Source organism: Mycobacterium sp. NGS54 (assembly GCF_059812465.1).
In genome coordinates, this window is the sequence record NZ_JCALCS010000004.1 from 157,646 (window position 1) to 173,255 (window position 15,610).

At 69.5% G+C, this 15,610-nt stretch carries 13 protein-coding genes; 4 read left to right on the plus strand and 9 right to left on the minus strand.

Annotated elements, in window-relative coordinates:
• Positions 1 to 36: 36 nt before the first annotated feature.
• A complete protein-coding gene (locus AC5Y5E_RS13140; RefSeq protein WP_499903437.1) occupies positions 37 to 645 on the plus strand; it encodes a DUF1707 SHOCT-like domain-containing protein in 609 nt (202 codons plus the stop codon).
• Between the two features lie 28 nt (positions 646 to 673).
• On the opposite strand, the gene AC5Y5E_RS13145 is transcribed toward AC5Y5E_RS13140, so the two are convergent.
• From AC5Y5E_RS13145 to AC5Y5E_RS13175, 7 genes are all read right to left on the minus strand, one after another.
• Positions 674 to 1,522, minus strand: a complete 849-nt coding sequence (locus tag AC5Y5E_RS13145) for an aldo/keto reductase (protein ID WP_499903438.1) — start codon at positions 1,520 to 1,522, stop codon at positions 674 to 676.
• Positions 1,523 to 1,583: 61 nt separating this feature from the next.
• On the minus strand, positions 1,584 to 3,632 hold the full coding sequence (locus AC5Y5E_RS13150; RefSeq protein WP_499903439.1) for a vWA domain-containing protein: 2,049 nt from the start codon (positions 3,630 to 3,632) through the stop codon (positions 1,584 to 1,586).
• Positions 3,625 to 4,989 (minus strand): sigma 54-interacting transcriptional regulator, encoded by a 1,365-nt coding sequence (locus AC5Y5E_RS13155; protein WP_499903913.1) that lies wholly within the window; start codon positions 4,987 to 4,989, stop codon positions 3,625 to 3,627. Before AC5Y5E_RS13155 ends, AC5Y5E_RS13150 begins: the two co-directional genes overlap by 8 nt.
• 63 nt (positions 4,990 to 5,052) lie before the next feature.
• Positions 5,053 to 6,621, minus strand: a complete 1,569-nt coding sequence (purH, locus tag AC5Y5E_RS13160; protein ID WP_499903440.1) for a bifunctional phosphoribosylaminoimidazolecarboxamide formyltransferase/IMP cyclohydrolase — start codon at positions 6,619 to 6,621, stop codon at positions 5,053 to 5,055.
• Positions 6,618 to 7,247 (minus strand): phosphoribosylglycinamide formyltransferase, encoded by a 630-nt coding sequence (purN, locus tag AC5Y5E_RS13165; RefSeq protein WP_499903441.1) that lies wholly within the window; start codon positions 7,245 to 7,247, stop codon positions 6,618 to 6,620. The genes purH and purN overlap by 4 nt, the downstream gene beginning before the upstream one ends.
• A 10-nt stretch (positions 7,248 to 7,257) precedes the next feature.
• Positions 7,258 to 8,601, minus strand: a complete 1,344-nt coding sequence (locus tag AC5Y5E_RS13170; protein WP_499903442.1) for a cell division protein PerM — start codon at positions 8,599 to 8,601, stop codon at positions 7,258 to 7,260.
• Positions 8,602 to 8,640: 39 nt separating this feature from the next.
• On the minus strand, positions 8,641 to 9,552 hold the full coding sequence (locus AC5Y5E_RS13175; RefSeq protein ID WP_499903443.1) for a DUF5336 domain-containing protein: 912 nt from the start codon (positions 9,550 to 9,552) through the stop codon (positions 8,641 to 8,643).
• Between the two features lie 217 nt (positions 9,553 to 9,769).
• On the opposite strand from AC5Y5E_RS13175, the gene AC5Y5E_RS13180 reads away from it, so the two are divergent.
• Entirely contained in the window at positions 9,770 to 10,618 is an 849-nt protein-coding gene (locus AC5Y5E_RS13180) for an LLM class F420-dependent oxidoreductase (RefSeq protein ID WP_499903444.1), read from the plus strand.
• Between the two features lie 79 nt (positions 10,619 to 10,697).
• The gene (locus tag AC5Y5E_RS13185; protein ID WP_499903445.1) at positions 10,698 to 12,020 is read left to right on the plus strand and encodes a PE family protein; all 1,323 of its coding nucleotides are present in this window, start codon (positions 10,698 to 10,700) and stop codon (positions 12,018 to 12,020) included.
• Positions 12,021 to 12,128: 108 nt separating this feature from the next.
• Here the strand turns inward: AC5Y5E_RS13185 and sucD are convergent, their stop codons facing one another.
• Entirely contained in the window at positions 12,129 to 13,031 is a 903-nt protein-coding gene (gene sucD, locus AC5Y5E_RS13190) for a succinate--CoA ligase subunit alpha (protein WP_499903446.1), read from the minus strand.
• Between the two features lie 17 nt (positions 13,032 to 13,048).
• Positions 13,049 to 14,212: an ADP-forming succinate--CoA ligase subunit beta gene (gene sucC, locus AC5Y5E_RS13195; RefSeq protein WP_499903447.1), complete on the minus strand. Its 1,164-nt coding sequence runs from the start codon at positions 14,210 to 14,212 to the stop codon at positions 13,049 to 13,051.
• Between the two features lie 278 nt (positions 14,213 to 14,490).
• On the opposite strand from sucC, the gene AC5Y5E_RS13200 reads away from it, so the two are divergent.
• Entirely contained in the window at positions 14,491 to 15,609 is a 1,119-nt protein-coding gene (locus AC5Y5E_RS13200; RefSeq protein ID WP_499903448.1) for a M23 family metallopeptidase, read from the plus strand.
• Position 15,610: the final 1 nt, after the last annotated feature.

The window sequence follows — 15,610 nt, forward strand, 5'->3', positions numbered from 1 at the left end:
TTGCAGCAAAACTTCTACGTCGTACGCTCGTGGATGATGAGCAACTCAGCGCAGCGCGATGCCGGCGAGACGCAGGCCGCGCGTGACGTACCGTCCCGCGCGGCCGACACGGATCGCATCCAGGTCGCGCAGTTGCTCGCGTATGCGGCCGAGCAGGGCCGCCTGCAGATGAAGGACTACGAAGACCGGCTGACGAAGGCCTACGCGGCCACCACGTACGAAGAACTCGACGAGCTGCGGGCCGACCTGCCGGGCGCGATGCTGAGCCCGCGCCGGGGCGGCAAGCCCAACCCGGCGCCGTCGACCTTGCTGCTGGCGTTGATGAGCAATTTCGAGCGGCGCGGCCGGTGGAACGTCCCGAAGAAGCTCACCACCTTCACCTTCTGGGGCACGGGGGTGGTGGACCTACGTTATGCCGACTTCACCTCCACCGAGGTCGACATCCACGCGATCTCGATCATGGGCGCGCAGAACATCTTGCTGCCGCCCGAGGTCAACGTCGAGATCCACGGCCGCGCCGTGATGGGCGGCTTCGACCACACGGTGTTGGGTCAGGGCACGCCCGGTGCGCCCAAGGTGAACATCCGCGGCTTCTCGCTCTGGGGCGGGGTGGGCATCAAGCGCAAGGCCCGCCGGCCCCGATAGCGTTCTGCCCCTGGTTCTCTGAGCCTCGCTAGCCCGGAATGTAGTCGAATTTGTCCGGGTTGGGGCCCCTCCTGCCCGGTTCCCCCTTGTCGAGCGCCGAGATCGCATCCATGTCGGCGCTGTCCAGATCGAAGTCGAACAGCTCGAAGTTCTCCCTGATCCGTTCCGGCGTAACCGATTTGGGGAAAACGATGTCGCCGCGCTGAATGTGCCAGCGCAACACCACCTGCGCCGGCGACTTGCCGCGCGCGTCGGCGATGCGGTTGATCACCGGGTCGCCGAGCACCTTGCCCTGGGCGATCGGCGACCACGCCTCGGTGACGATGCCGTGGTCGCGCCCGTAGGCGCGGACCTGCTCGTTGGTGAAGTACGGATGAACCTCGATCTGGTTGACCGACGGGACCGTTTCGGTTTCCGCGGCGAGGCGCTCCAGATGCGCGGTCTGAAAGTTCGACACACCGATGCTGCGGGCGCGGCCGTCCTTGGCGAACTCTTCGAGTGCTTTCCAGGTGGAGACGAAGTCCCCGCCGTAGAGCGTGGGCAGCGGCCAGTGAATGAGGAACAGGTCGACGTAATCGGAGCCCAGGGCTTCCAGCGTTTTGTCGAATGCGCGGCGCGCGTCGTCGGGCTCGTGGAAGCCGTTGTTGAGCTTGCTGGTGACGAAAACGTCGGCGCGGTCCAGGCCGGCGTCGCGGATGCCTTGACCGACTTCCCTTTCGTTGCCATACATTTCCGCGGTGTCGATGTGCCGGTATCCGATGTCGAGGGCGCCCTTGACCGCCGCGGCCGTCTCGTCGGGCTTGACCTGGAACACGCCGAAACCAAGCTGTGGGATGCGCACACCGTCGTTGAGTTCGATCGTTGGAACGTTGCTCATGCGTCTCCTTACCTCTTCGCCCGACTACCCGGTCGGGGAAGCTTCTATTCCACTCAGGGGATTAACGTCGCCGTCGCGACCGCAGGTAGTCGCCCACCACGGCGGCCCCCAGGCCGTCGACGTCGGGCACCACGACGCGGCCCTCGACGCGCCGCGCGACCTGGTCGATAAACCGCGCCAACCCCGGGTCGTCGCCCAGCCGGAAGATCGTCACCTGCGCGCCGAGCCTTGCCATGTCGTCGAATCCGCGCACGGTGTGGGCGATGGTCCGCGGATGCGGCGGGTAGTCAAAAAACACAGCAGAACCCGACCCCTCCCCGTTGAAGTCCTCCAGGTGAGCGGTCGGCTCACCGTCGGTCACCACCAGCACGACGGGCTGCGCGTTGGGGTGCCGGCGCAGGTGGCGACCCGCCAGCGCCAGCGCGTGATGCAGGTTGGTACCCTGCTCGTAGACGCCCTCCAGGCCGGTCAGCTCGGCGGCCGTCACCGTGCGGGCGTACCGGCCGAAGGCGATGATCTGCAGGGCGTCCGAGCGAAAACGCGTGCACACCAGGTGATTGAGCGCGAGCGCCGTCTGCTTCATCGGCAGCCAGCGATTCTCCATCACCATCGAAAACGACGTGTCGACCAAGAGCGCCACGGCGGCCTGCGTGCGGGTCTCGGTCTCGGACACCTCGACGTCGTCGACCGTGATACGCAGCGAGACAGCGCCGTCCACCCCCTTGACCGGGGCGGTTCCGGCCCGGCGCAGCACCGCGTTGGTCAGCGTGCGGGGAATGTTCCACGGCTCGGTGTCACCGAATTGCCAGGGCCGCGTCGCACCGGTCAACTCGCCGGCGGCGCCCGCGCGCCGATGGTCGCGTTCGCCGTGGCGGCCCGAAAGCTGTTGCGCCACATCGCGCAGCGCCGTCTCACCGAGCCGGCGCATCGCCTTGGGCGAAAGCCGCCACTGGCCGTCCGAACCACGGTCCAGGAAGCCCTGATTGACCAGGGCGCGTTCCAATTCGGCGAGGGTCCGCGCGTCGATGGCCGCCTCGTCGCCGAGCTGGCGGGCCAGCGCGTCCAGGTCGACGTCATCCATGGTGGCACCCGGGTAGCTTTGCGACAGCTGCTCGGCCAGCTGCTCCAGCTCGGCGACGTCCGAGATCGCCTGCGTGCCTTCGCCCATGCCGAACGGGTTATCGCCGGAGAACTGCTCGGAGCCGGTCCAGTCCTCGCCGGGCCGCGCCGCCTGCAGATGGGAATCGAGTCGGCCCAGCGCCTCCATCAACGCCGGGGACCCAAATGCCTGTTGCGCCAAGGCGTCAAGCTCGGCGCGCTGGTCGGGGCTCAGGCTGTTGCGGAAGCGCTGCGCCGCGGCGGCGCGCTTGGCCAGCGAGTCGAGCAGCTCGTCGACGTTGCGCGGGTTCTCCGGGAAGAACTCGCCGTGCTTGTCCATGAATTCTTCGAAGTCCTGCTGGGTGTCCTGCCCCTTGGCGTGCTTGTCCAGCAGCTCGTTCAGGTCGTCCAGCATCTCGGTGACGCGCTGGCGATCCTCGTCGGTGGCGCCCTCCAGGGCCTGCTTCATCCCCGCGAAGCGCTGGTCCAGCATCTCGCGGCCGAGCAAATCCTTGATCTGCTCGTACTTTTGGCGAGCCTCGCCGCTGCGCCAGTCGTAGTCGGAAAGCTCCTGGACGGCCTTGGCGGGCGACGCCGGGAGCGCGTCCAGCTGCAGCTCGCCGAAGCGTGCGTCGTCGTCCAGCGCGCGGGCCAGCTCCTTGCGCTCGGCCAGCACGGCCTCGTCGAGTAGCTTCTTGATCTCCTGCAGGGTGCCGTCCAAGTTGTTGCGGCGCAACAAATCCCGACGGCGCTTGTTCGCCTCGGCGGCCAGCCGGTCGGCGCCGGGCATGTTCTTGGTGCCGCGGCGCAGCAACTCGGAGAGCGCGCGCCGCGGCGAGGTGCCGGCCATCACGTCCTGGCCGATCTGTTCGAGCGCCTCGCGCAGATCCACCGGCGGCGCCAGCGGGTCGGGCCCGCCGGTGTACGCCGAGTATCGCGACGAATGCCCGCGTGACGATCGCAAGCGCGGCGAGTCCGGGCGCAGCGGGTCGTCACCATCAGACTCAGCCATAGACGGTTTGGCCCTCCCCGGAAACCTTGTCGATCCGCTTGGCCAGATACAACGCCTCGAGCGCCAGTTCCAATGCCGCCGCGCGCTCGCCTTCGGATTCGGCGTGCAGCTTGGCCGCGATTTTGTCCACGACGGGCAGGTTGGGGACAGCGGCCAGCACGTCCTTGGCCGAAACCCGCTCACCCGTCGTGACCGCCGAGCCGCCCTCGACCGCGGCCACCAACGCGCCGACGTCGATGCCGCCCAGCACCCGGGCCGCGGTGTCGGCGGTCGCGCGGCGCAACAGGTGCTCCAGCACGGCCTGTTCGCGGCCCTCCTCGCCGGACTCGAATTCCAGCTTGCCGCGCAGCACGTCGATGACCGTGCCCAGGTCGACCACCCGGGCCACCGGGTCGGTCTCCCCCAGCACCGCGCCGCGGTGCCGGGCGGCGGCCGCGACGGTCTCCGCGGCCGCGATCGCGAACCGCGCGGACACCCCGGACCGCTGGTCAACCGAGTTGGACTCGCGCAGGTACCGGGCGAACCGCGCCATCACCTGCATCAGGTAGTCGGGCACCTGGGCGCTCAAGTGGGCTTCCTGGACGATCACGCCCACTTCGGCCTCCAGCTCCAGCGGGTAGTGGGTGCGGATCTCCGCGCCGAACCGGTCCTTGAGCGGGGTGATGATGCGGCCCCGGTTGGTGTAGTCCTCGGGGTTGGCACTGGCGACCACCAGCACGTCCAGTGGGAGGCGCAGCGTGTAGCCGCGGACCTGGATGTCGCGCTCCTCCATGACGTTGAGCATGGACACCTGGATGCGCTCGGCGAGGTCGGGCAGCTCGTTGACCGCGACGATGCCGCGGTGCGCGCGCGGGATCAATCCGTAGGCGATGGTCTCCGGGTCGCCGAGGCTGCGGCCCTCGGCGACCTTGATCGGGTCGATGTCACCGACCAGGTCGGCGACGCTGGTGTCCGGCGTGGCCAGCTTCTCGGTGTAGCGCTCGCTGCGGTGCTTCCACGCCACGGGCAGGTCGTCGCCCAGGGTCGCCGCGCGCCGGATCGATTCCGGCGTGATCGGCCGGTAGGGGTGCTCGCCCAGCTCGGCCCCGTCGATCACGGGTGTCCACTCGTCGAGCAGCCCGACCAGGGCCCGCAGCAGCCGGGTCTTGCCCTGGCCGCGTTCGCCCAGCAGCACGAAGTCGTGACCGGCGATCAGAGCGCGCTCCAGCTGAGGCAGCACGGTGTCGTCGAAGCCCAGGATGCCGGGCCAGACCTCGTCTCCCTCGGCCAGCGCGGTCAGCAGGTTTTCGCGGATTTCCTGTTTGACTCCCCGTTCGCGGTGGCCGGCGGCGCGCAGTTCGCCGACGGTGCGGGGCATGTTGCTCGGTGATGGCACCTCTCCACGCTACGCGTAACGGACAAAGCCCACGCGCTAAGCGTTCTAGTGCGCGAAGTGACGGGCCCCGGTGAGGTACAAGGTGACGCCGGCGTTGGCCGCCGCCGCGGTGACCTCGTCGTCGCGCACCGATCCGCCCGGGTGCACCACCGCCTTGACCCCCGCGGCGGTCAGCGTCTCGAGGCCGTCGGGGAACGGGAAGAACGCGTCCGACGCCGCGGCCGCGCCGCGGACCCGGTCGCCGCCGCGTTCGACGGCGAGCCGGGCGGCGTCGACCCGGTTGACCTGTCCCATGCCGACGCCGACGGTGGCGCCGTCGGCGGCGATCACGATGGCGTTCGACTTGACCGCGCGGCAGGCCCGCCACGCAAAGACCAGGTCGGTCAAGGTGTTGGGGTCGGCCGGCGCCCCGGTGGCCAGGGTCCAGTTCGCCGGGTTGTCGCCGTGTGCGTCGAGTTGGTCGCGTTGTTGTGCCAGCAGTCCCCCGCTGACCGGTCGCAGCTCGGTGCCGCCGGCCAGCGGCTCGGAGGCGACCAACACCCGGATGTTCTTCTTGCGCGTCAACGCGTCGACGGCACCCGGCGCGTACGCCGGCGCCACGATCACCTCGGTGAAGATGGTGCTGACGTATTCGGCCATCTCGACGCTGACTTCGGTGTTCGACGCAATCACCCCGCCGAAAGCGCTCAGTGGATCGCATTCGTGGGCCTTGCGGTGGGCGTCGGCCACCGATACCGACGAGATCGCGATGCCACACGGGTTGGCGTGCTTGATGATTGCCACGCAGATCTCTTCGTGGTCGAAGGCCGCCCGCCACGCCGCGTCGGCATCGGTGAAGTTGTTGTAGGACATCTCTTTTCCGTGCAGCTGCTCGGCCTGCGCCAGGCCCGGCCAGGCGCCGGGGTCGCTGTAGAGCGCCGCCTGCTGGTGCGGGTTCTCCCCGTAGCGCAGCATCGCGGTGCGCCGCCAGCTGCCGGCGAGCCACTGCGGGAACGCCGTGGGCGGATGCTCGGGTGCGAGCGTCGACTCCATCCAGCCGGCCACGGCGATGTCGTACTCCGCGGTGTGCTGGAAAGCCAGCGACGCCAGCCTTTTGCGCTCGGCGAGGGTGAATCCGCCGTTGCGCACCGCGGCGAGCACGCCGTCATACCCGAGGGGGTCGACCACCACCGCCACACTGGGATGGTTTTTGGCAGCCGCCCGGACCATCGACGGTCCGCCGATGTCGATCTGTTCGACGCATTCGTCGATGCCCGCACCGGAGTCGACGGTCTCGCTGAACGGATAGAGGTTGACGACGACCAGTTCGAACGCCGCGATCCCGAGCTCCTCGAGCGCCGCGGCGTGCTCGGGCTTGCGCAGGTCGGCCAGCAGCCCGGCGTGCACCCGCGGGTGTAGGGTCTTGACCCGCCCGTCGAGCACCTCGGGGAAGCCGGTCAGCTCCTCCACCCGGGTGACCGGAATCCCTTTGTCGGCAATGGTTTTCGCGGTCGAGCCGGTCGAGACGATCTCCACGCCCGCTGCGCTCAGGCCCTCGGCGAGTCCGATCAGCCCCGTCTTGTCGTACACGCTGATCAACGCGCGGCGAATCGCCCTTCTTGACTCGTCGCTCATCCTATGGTCGCCTTTCGTCCGGTCCAGGTCACGCCGCGGGTTGCGATCGCGGCCACCACATCCACCAACAGTCGCCGTTCGATGACCTTGATGCGCTCATGCAGTGTCTCTTCGTTGTCGCCGTCGTGCACGGCAACGGGCTCCTGCGCCAATATCGGCCCGGTGTCCATGCCGGCGTCTACCAGGTGCACCGTACAGCCGGTGACCTTCACACCGTAGGCCAGCGCGTCGGGCACGGCATGCGCTCCCGCGAATGCGGGCAGCAGGGCCGGATGCGTATTGAGCGTGCGGCCGCAGAAGCGCGAAAGGAATTGCGGTCCAAGTATTTTCATGAATCCCGCCGAGACGATGAGGTCGGGCGAGTGCGCGGCGGTGGCTTCGGTGATGGCGGCGTCCCAGGCCGTGCGGTCGGGGTGATCGCCGAGGCGGACGGTGTACGCCGGCAGCGACGCCGCCGCCGCGACCTCGGTGGCCCGGCATTCGCGGTCGACGCCGACGGCGACGATGCGCGCCGGGTAGTCACCCGTGGCGGCTTCGATGAGCGAGCCCAGCAGCGAGCCGGTGCCCGATGCCAGCACCACCACCCGCGCCGGCGCGCTCGGGGGCACGTGAAGCGGTTGGGGCACAACGGGGAGCCTAGTCGGGCGCCTCATCGTCGTCGGCGGCCGACTCGCGGGCCGGCTCGTCGTCTCCGCCGGCCGTCGGCTCCTCCTCGACCGGTTCGCCGTCCGGCTCGTCAACCAGCTCGTCATCCGGCTCGTCGAATTGCTCCGCGAAGTCCGCCGGTTCCGCGGCTGCGGCGGCCTTGGGTCGCCTGGGCCTCCTCAGCCTGACCGGCAAGATCCCGCCGGCCATCACCACGGTTATCCAGCCGACCACCGCGAACCAGAAGAACACGCCGATCAGCAGCGCCCCCTGGTCGACGCCGACGTGACCGAAGTTCCCAAGCCGGCCGCTGCCCCCGTACGCCAGCAACGACATCGCCAGCGCCCCGGCGACCGAGGCCACCAGCAGCTTGGCCAGCGCCGGCAACAGCGGCAGCGCGTGCCGGGCGCACTGCTGTCCCACCGCCACGCCGGACGAGGCACCCACGATGAGCAGCGCGACCCAGACCGGGCCGAGCGGCGGCGTGGGGGCCGCGGCCAGGATCGGCAGCGCGGGCATGTCGCCGCCGAACACGGTGAACGGACTGAACGTCGCGAAACCGAGGTGGGCGCTCGATCCGACGGCGACCGCCGACGTGCCGACGATGACGTTGGGCGCGTACAGCACCGACAACACCGTGAGGCTGAACTCGCCGAATATCGAATCGGTGATCCCGTAGAGCTCTTGCATCGTCGACCAGTGCACGACCAGCGAGCCCGCGGTCACCAGGCCGGAAAGCCCGAGCAACGCCAGCACTCCGGCGACCGCGGCGCGCAACGAATCTCCGAGCCAATTGGGCAGCGGCGATGCCGCCAACGCGCGCCGGCCCACCCGCGACCACACGCCGATCGCCGCGCCGATCCCGTGCACCACCAGCACGCTGGTGAAAGCCCGCAAGGCACTAGGCGTCTGCAACTCGGTGATCACCGACGACGCGTCGTGGATGACCGCCAGCGCGATCGCCGCCATCAGTAGCGGCCCACCCAGCGCGGAAGCGATCACCCAGCGGACCACCAGCCACGACGACGAGGGAGACGTCGCCCGCGCGCTGCTGCGCGCGGTGCCCCACACCATCAACATGGCCGGCAGCAGCGGCAACACGCCCAGTTCGCGGCCGCCGATCGAGATCGGCACCTGGTGCACCGCGAGCCACATGCTCGCGATCGCTCCCGGCGCGCCGGTCATGTCGCTGTTGGCGATCAGCAATTGCAGCAACGTGACCGCGGCGATGATGCCCAACGCCACGACGGCCGGCGCGAACGCCACCCGGACAAGGTCGCGCGCCTGGCGAGCGCCCGCCGCCTGGCTGTCCGCGCTTTCTGACACCCTCGTCACTCTTGGCGCACGTGCCCGACTACGCGCGAGAGCGCAGGCTTAGGCCGGTGCCGCCGGCCCGGACGACGGCGACTGTTGCTGCTCCTGGCCGCCGGTCGGGCTGGATTGGTCGGCCGGGGCCGAACCCGTCTGCGACTCGGCGCCACTGGCGTTGGACGAGGGCGGCGGACTGAAGCTGGGGAAGCCGGTGGGTGGCGTGGACGGCCCCTGCTGATGCGCCGCCGGCTGGGGCCCGGATTGCGGCGACGGCTGTGCACCGAAGCCGCCGGTCGACGTCGGGATCGCCTGCTGGGTCACGTCCTGGCTCGACGGATAGCCCCCGTACTGGGCGCCGTAGCCGGAAGGCCGCGGCGGCTCCTGGTGTCCCGCGTGCTGCTGGCCGTAATACGACGGTTGCTGGCCGTACTGCCCGTATTGCCCGTACTGGCCATACGGCTGCGCGTAGGGGTCGTACTTGGGCCGCGGGGCGGGCGCAGTGATGACGCCGGCGTCCAGCAGCAACGCGCCGACGGCGGCGAGCGCCTGGAAGATGCTGCAGGCCACCAACGGCCACATCGCCCAGCCGATCGCGAAACCGGCGGGCGTGTTGACGGTCTCGGTGATGGCCAGCAGCGCACCCAGCACCGCGATCACCGCGACGATTCCCACGTAGCTCTTGGCCTTGGGCAGCAAGCTGATTGCGGCCAGCAGGGAAGCCAGCACCGCGACGATGACCGCGGTGCCCGCATCGCCGGCGCGTCCACCACCCGGACCGAGGTCGGCGCCGATGACGAACGTCGGGCCGAAATTGAGTAGATACACCGCGATGCCGAGCACCACCACGGCGACGTTCAGGACCAGCGGAAGCTTGCTTTCGCCGTCGTCGGTCTTGGCGAACGACGGCGTGGAGCCCGCATAGGAGCCGCCAGGCTGCGGGGTTTGATATCCGGGGCTCCCGGGCGAGTAGGTCATGACTCCTCCTGTTGCTTCCCGTGGTCTTGAAGTATCTCGGCGATGTCACACTCAAGCGCGACGCTGTGCCGCCGGGTGCGCCGCTTCGAAACACCTTCCCCATGTTGCGTTGCGACGCGATCGATCACCCACGCTAGCGCACGTCCGGGCGGCCGCGCCGCGGCGCCGCGCCTGCGCAGCTTGCCCCGCATCGGTAGAACACGTTCTAATCCAGGGCATGGATTACGGGCTAGTGCTTTTCACCAGCGATCGTGGCATCTCCCCCGCGGCTGCCGCCAAGCTTGCCGACGACAACGGCTTCCACACGTTCTACGTGCCGGAACACACCCACATCCCGGTCAAGCGCGAGGCGGCGCATCCCACGACGGGCGACGCGTCGCTGCCGGACGACCGCTACATGCGCACGCTAGACCCGTGGGTGAGCCTCGGCGCGGCGTGCGCAGTCACGTCGCGGGTGCGCCTGTCGACCGCGGTCGCCCTGCCCGTCGAGCACGACCCGATCACGTTGGCGAAAAGCATTGCCACCCTTGACCATCTGTCGGGCGGCCGCGTCAGCCTCGGCGTCGGGTTCGGGTGGAACACCGACGAGCTTGCCGACCACGGGGTGCCGCCGGGGCGGCGCCGCACCATGTTGCGCGAGTACATCGAAGCGATGCGCGCCTTGTGGACGGAAGAAGAGGCCGCCTACGACGGCGAATTCGTCAAGTTCGGTCCCAGCTGGGCCTGGCCCAAGCCGGTGCAATCGCACATTCCGGTGCTGGTGGGCGCGGCCGGCAACGAGAAGAACTTCAAGTGGATCGCGCGCAGCGCCGACGGCTGGATCACCACGCCGCGCGACTTCGACATCGACGAGCCCGTCAAGCTGCTGCAGGACACCTGGGCCGCCGCAGGACGCGACGGCGCCCCGCAGATCGTCGCGCTGGACTTCAAGCCGATCCCCGAGAAGCTGGCGCGGTGGGCCGAGCTGGGGGTGACAGAGGTGCTGTTCGGTTTGCCGGACCGCCCCGAAGACGAGATCGCCGCCTACGTGGAGCGGCTGGCCGGCAAGCTGGCCGCCGCGGTCTAGCAAAAGGCGCCCGGGTCGCGGGCGCCGGCGATACGATTTGCTCCTTCACGTCGAATCGTGACGTGGTGGGAGGTGTCCCATGTCGTTCCTCATCGCGACGCCGGAACTGGTGACAGCGGCCGCAACGGATCTGGCGAATATCGGGTCGACGCTTTCTACTGCCAATGCGGCCGCGGCGACCACGACCACCGAGGTGCTGGCCGCGGGCGGCGACGAGGTGTCGGCGGCCGTCGCGGCGTTGTTCGGCGCACAAGGCCAGGCCTATCAGGCGCTCAGCGCACAGGCGGCGGCCTTCCACGCACAGTTCGTCCGGGCCCTCGACGCCGGAGCGGGCGCATACGCCGCCGCCGAGGCCGCCAACGCCAACCCCCTGGTGGCCCTCGAGCAGCAGCTGCTCGGCGTCATCAACACGCCCACCCAAACGTTGTTCGGACGCCCGCTGATCGGCAACGGCGCCAACGCGCCGGCGGGCTCCGGGGCAACCGGCGGGGCCGGCGGATTTTTGTGGGGCAACGGCGGCGCCGGCGGCTCCGGAAGCTCGGCACACCCGACAGGCGGTAACGGTGGGGCCGCCGGGCTGATCGGCAACGGCGGGCCGGGCGGCGTCGGCGACTTCGGGGCCAACGGCGGCAGCGGCGGGGCCGGCGGGCTGTTCGGCACCGGCGGCGCCGGCGGGGCAGGCGGCGGGGTCTTCGGCGCCTTGCCCGCCGGAGTCGGCGGCAATGGCGGGGCTGCCGGGCTGTTCGGCACCGGCGGCGCCGGTGGAGCCGGCGGCTCCTCGAATCACAGCGGCGTTGCCGGCGGGGCCGGCGGCGCGGGTGGCAGCGGCGGCCTGATCGGCACCGGCGGCGCCGGCGGCCGCGGCGGGGCCGGAGGACCCGCAGGCGGCCTTGGCGGAACCGGCGGGGCAGGCGGAGGCGGCGGCCTCCTGTTCGGCGGCGGCGGAATCGGCGGCGCGGGCGGGGACAGCGCTTTGCAGGCCGCCGGCAACGGCGGCGCAGGCGGCGACGCCGGATACCTCTTCGGGATGGGCGGCGCCGGCGGCGCCGGCGGAAGCGACGCAATTTTGGCCGACACCGGCGGCGCCGGCGGGCACGGCGGGGCCGGCGCAAGGCTCGTCGGGTCCGGTGGCGATGGCGGGACTGGCGGGTTGGGCAGCCTGGGCGGCGCAGGTGGCGGCGGCGGCAACGCCGGCATTCTCGTCGGCAACGGGGGCGCCGGCGGCGCCGGCGGCGATGTCAGCGGGAGCGGCGCCAACGGCGGCAACGCCGGGCTGGTCGGCAACGGCGGCAACGGCGGCAACGGTGGCAACGGCGGCGTCGTCGGCGGCCCCGGCGGCCAAGGCGGGTCGGCGTTGCTATTCGGCGCGGACGGAATACCCGGGACCAAGGGGATCCCGTAGGGCTACGGAGCCTGTGAGTGCCGCCTCGGCTTAGCGCGAGCAGACGCAGAATCGCACAAATCCGCGTAGCGGCGTGCGATTCTGCGTCTGCTCAGCGCAAGACAACGCTTACAGGCTGGCGAGGATCTCCCGCGCCAGCGCGGCCGTCTCGGACGGCGTCTTGCCGACCTTGACGCCCGCGGCCTCAAGGGCCTCCTTCTTGGCGGCCGCGGTGCCCGACGAGCCGGACACGATCGCGCCCGCGTGGCCCATCGTCTTGCCCTCGGGCGCGGTGAATCCCGCGACGTAGCCGACGACCGGCTTGGAAACGTGGGCCTTGATGTAGTCGGCCGCGCGCTCCTCGGCGTCGCCGCCGATCTCACCGATCATCACGATGACCTTGGTGTCGGGGTCCTTCTCGAACGCCTCGATGGCGTCGATGTGGGTGGTCCCGATCACCGGGTCCCCGCCGATGCCGATGGACGTCGAAAACCCGAAATCGCGCAGCTCGTACATCATTTGGTAGGTCAGCGTGCCGGACTTGGACACCAGCCCGACCGGGCCCGACCCGGTGATGTTGGCCGGGGTGATGCCCACCAGCGCCTCGCCCGGGGTGATGATGCCGGGGCAGTTCGGCCCGATGATCCGGGTCTTGCCGCCCTTCTCCACGTTGTAGGCCCACGCAAATGCCGTGTCCTGCACTGGAATTCCCTCGGTGATGACGACCAACAGCGGGATCTCGGCGTCGACGGCCTCGATGATGGCGTCCTTGGCGAACTTCGGCGGCACGAAGATGATCGACACGTCGGCGCCGGTTTCTTTCATCGCCTCGGCGACGCTGCCGAACACCGGCAGCTTGACGATCCGGCCGCCCTTGTCCTCGTGTGTGACGGTCGTGCCCGCCTTGCGCGCGTTGACACCACCCACAATCTGCGTGCCCGCCTTGAGCATTCGGGCGGTGTGCACGGTGGCCTCGCTGCCCGTGATGCCCTGGACGATGACCTTGTTGTCCTTGTTCAGAAAGATCGACATGTTCAGAAGTCCCTTTCTCAGGCGCTCGCCAGCTCGGCGGCCTTGTCGGCGGCCTCGTCCATCGTGGCCACCAGCGTCACCAGCGGGTGGTTGGCCTCGGTCAGGATGCGGCGGCCCTCCTCGACATTGTTGCCGTCGAGGCGCACCACCAGCGGCTTGTTGGCCTCGTCGCCGAGGATCTCCAGCGCCTTGACGATGCCGGTGGCGACCGCGTCGCAAGACGTGATGCCGCCGAAGACGTTGACGAACACGCTCTTGACCTGTTGGTCACCCAGGACCACGTCCAACCCGGCGGCCATCACCTCCGCCGAGGCGCCGCCGCCGATGTCGAGGAAGTTGGCCGGCTTGACGCCCCCGTGCTTCTCACCGGCATACGCGACGACGTCGAGGGTCGACATCACCAGGCCCGCGCCGTTGCCGATGATGCCGACGGCGCCGTCGAGCTTGACGTAGTTGAGGTGGTGCTCCTTGGCCTTGAGCTCCAGCGGGTCGGTGGCGTCGCGGTCCTCGTACTCGGCGTGATCGGGGTGGCGGAAGTCGGCGTTGGCGTCCAGCGTGACCTTGCCGTCCAGCGCCAGGATCCGGTCTTGCGGATCGCGCACCAGCGGGTTGACCTCGACCAGCGTCGCGTCCTCGGCGACGAAAAGCTCCCACAGCTTGGAGATGGTGACCGCCGCGGCGTCGAGCACCTCGGCCGGCAGGTGGCCCTGCTCGGCGATGGACCGCGCAGTCGCCTCGTCGACGCCCTTGACGGCGCTGACGGGAACCTTGGCGAGCCGGTCGGGTTTGGTGGCAGCCACCTCTTCGATCTCCATGCCGCCCTCGACCGAGCACATCGCCAGGTAGGTACGGTTGGCGCGGTCGAGCAGGAAGGAGATGTAGTACTCCTCGGCGATATCGCTGGCCTCGGCGACCAGCAGCTTCTTCACGATGTGGCCCTTGATGTCCAGGCCGAGGATGTTCTTGGCGTGCTCGTACGCGTCGTCCGGCGTCGCGGCGTACTTGACGCCGCCGGCCTTGCCGCGGCCCCCGATCTTGACCTGCGCCTTGACCATCACCGGGCGACCGATCTCCTCGGCGATCGCGCGGGCGCCCTCGGCGGTGTCGGTCACCCGGCCGGGCGTGCTCGGTACGTTGTGCTTGGCGAACAATTCTTTTGCTTGATACTCGAAAAGGTCCATGGGCTCACTGTCTTCGGTCGGCTTGCTGCTAGGCCTGTACGTGGGCGGCGGCGCCGGAATCGGCAACTCGCACGGTGGCACTGTATCCACCCGCCGAACGCCTGCTACCGTCGCGTCCACCGATGTGGCACAGCTCACGACATACCGGCAAGCCGCAAAAGTGATGCGAATCACAATATCGGTTGGGTTCTTGGCCCGCGGTTGCCAGCCCCGTCGGTTAGCGGATACCTTCCTAGGGTCCAGATAACGTTATGGTCACGATACGAGGACAAATCAGCTTGTCGCAGCACCGTTTAGCCCGTCCTTCTGCCGTGTCGAACGGCGTCGTGAGGGTCGGCCGCGCGGCCGGTGGCCGGTGGACCGAGGCGAACCGGAACGAAGTCACCGAGATCCTTCCGCTCGACGGATTCGACTTCGACGACCTGGAATTCGCCGACGAGTCGGGTGATCTCGATGACCTGGACTTCAGCAATGACTCGACCTTCGACAACGAGGCTCGGGTGCTGCTGGCTCCCGAGCTCGACGACCTGCACGACGTAGACGATCTGGGCCCGCTGTTGCTGGCCGCGCCCGCCGCCGTGCCTGTCCCGGCGAGATTCCAGCCCGACGCCCCGGATACCGAGGGGCGTATCGAAGGGCGCCGTCCCAATCACTCGGACATCACCGACGTCATCCCGGTGATCCGGCGCGGCGGGGCGCACCGCAAGCAGCCGACGAGCGCGGCCAGGGGCCGCCTGCTGATCTCCGCGATGGCGGCCGGGGCGGCCGCCGCCGCGGCCCACACGGCGACCAGCCATGCCGACACCCCCAAGACGGAGGCCGTGCTGACGGCCAACGCGTCGGCCCTGGACGGCGGGGCGGGGCCGAACACCGTCCGCGGCGCCCAGGTGATCGCGGTCCAGCCCGCGGCCAACGCCGCGGTGCACAACGAGGAATTCGCCAGGGGCGTGGCCTACGCCAACGATCGCGCGCAGCGCGAGGCGCGGTTGCAGCAGCCGCTCTATGTGATGCCGACGAAGGGGATCTTCACCTCCAACTTCGGCTACCGCTGGGGTGTGCTGCACGCCGGAATCGACCTGGCCAACTCGATCGGCACCCCGATCTACGCGGTGTCCGACGGCGTCGTCATCGACTCCGGGCCGGCCGCCGGCTACGGGGCATTGGTCAAGCTCCGCCACGCCGACGGCACGGTCACGCTCTACGGCCACGTCAACACGACGCTGGTCAGCGTCGGCCAGCGCGTCATGGCCGGTGACCAGATCGCCACCATGGGCAACCGCGGCAATTCCACCGGCCCGCACCTGCACTTCGAGGTGCTTCAGGGCGGCACGGAGCGGATCGACCCGGTGCCGTGGCTCGCTAAGCGGGGACTTAACGTCGGCAATTACGCTGGCTAGG

What these genes read in the sequence shown, in the direction of transcription:
- AC5Y5E_RS13140 (WP_499903437.1), top strand. Translation starts at nt 37, where the DNA reads ATGAGCAACTCAGCGCAGCGCGATGCCGGCGAGACGCAGGCCGCGCGT.
- AC5Y5E_RS13145 (WP_499903438.1), bottom strand. Translation starts at nt 1,522, where the DNA reads ATGAGCAACGTTCCAACGATCGAACTCAACGACGGTGTGCGCATCCCA.
- AC5Y5E_RS13150 (WP_499903439.1), bottom strand. Translation starts at nt 3,632, where the DNA reads ATGGCTGAGTCTGATGGTGACGACCCGCTGCGCCCGGACTCGCCGCGC.
- AC5Y5E_RS13155 (WP_499903913.1), bottom strand. Translation starts at nt 4,989, where the DNA reads ATGCCCCGCACCGTCGGCGAACTGCGCGCCGCCGGCCACCGCGAACGG.
- purH (WP_499903440.1), bottom strand. Translation starts at nt 6,621, where the DNA reads ATGAGCGACGAGTCAAGAAGGGCGATTCGCCGCGCGTTGATCAGCGTG.
- AC5Y5E_RS13175 (WP_499903443.1), bottom strand. Translation starts at nt 9,552, where the DNA reads ATGACCTACTCGCCCGGGAGCCCCGGATATCAAACCCCGCAGCCTGGC.
- AC5Y5E_RS13180 (WP_499903444.1), top strand. Translation starts at nt 9,770, where the DNA reads ATGGATTACGGGCTAGTGCTTTTCACCAGCGATCGTGGCATCTCCCCC.
- AC5Y5E_RS13185 (WP_499903445.1), top strand. Translation starts at nt 10,698, where the DNA reads ATGTCGTTCCTCATCGCGACGCCGGAACTGGTGACAGCGGCCGCAACG.
- sucD (WP_499903446.1), bottom strand. Translation starts at nt 13,031, where the DNA reads ATGTCGATCTTTCTGAACAAGGACAACAAGGTCATCGTCCAGGGCATC.
- sucC (WP_499903447.1), bottom strand. Translation starts at nt 14,212, where the DNA reads ATGGACCTTTTCGAGTATCAAGCAAAAGAATTGTTCGCCAAGCACAAC.